Source organism: Spirilliplanes yamanashiensis (assembly GCF_016863475.1).
Lineage (GTDB): Bacteria > Actinomycetota > Actinomycetes > Mycobacteriales > Micromonosporaceae > Spirilliplanes > Spirilliplanes yamanashiensis.
Genome location: NZ_BOOY01000056.1, coordinates 1 through 834 on the forward strand (window position 1 = coordinate 1; position 834 = coordinate 834).

The 834-nt window shown below is 65.5% G+C and carries 1 protein-coding gene; it reads right to left on the minus strand.

Annotated features, from left to right (window positions below):
• A partial coding sequence (locus Sya03_RS30665; protein ID WP_275411496.1) for a flagellin N-terminal helical domain-containing protein occupies positions 1 to 834 on the minus strand: 834 nt, incomplete at both ends.

An 834-nucleotide genomic window follows, 5' to 3' on the forward strand; every position in this document is an offset into this window, starting at 1 on the left:
AGCGGAGCAGCGAGAGAACGCCCTGCTGCGACTGGTTGGCCTGGGACAGCATCGAGGTGCCGGCCTGGGACAGGATCTGCGAGCGGGTGAAGCTCATCATCTCCTGGGCCATGTCGGTGTCACGGATGCGCGACTCCGAAGCAGACAGGTTCTCGACCGACACGTTCAGGTTGTTGATCGTGTGCTCGAGACGGTTCTGGTACGCACCGAGGGTGGCCCGCGACGTCGAGACCGCCTTGATGGCGGAGTCGATGGACGCGATCGCGGACACGGCACCGGTGGTGGTGCTGATCGCCGCCGAGGTCAGCGACAGGGCGGTCGCGTTGACGCCCTGCGTGATCGCGACGGTGAACTTGCCACCGGTGGTGGTGGTGTCCTTCCAGTCGACCTGGAAGTCACCGGAGTAGCTGCCGTTGAGCAGCGACTGCGACCCGAACTTGGTGGTGTTCGAGATGCGGTCGAGCTCCTTCTTCAGCTCACCGAACTCGGTGTTGCTCGCGGCCTGGGCGTCGGTGTCGTTCGAGCCACCGGAAGCCGCCTGGACCGACAGGTCACGCATGCGCTGGAGGATGCTGTGCACCTCGGTGAGGGCACCTTCAGCGGTCTGCACGACCGAGATACCGTCCTGCGCGTTGCGGACGGCGACCTTCAGGCCACCGACCTGCGAGCGCAGGCCCTCGCTGATGGACAGACCCGCCGCGTCGTCGGCCGCCCGGTTGATCCGGAAACCGCTGGACAGCTTCTCCAGCGACTTGGACATCTGGCCGTCGGTGACGGACAGGTTCCGGTAGGCGTTCTGCGCGGCGATGTTCTGGTTGATCCGCAGACCCATGA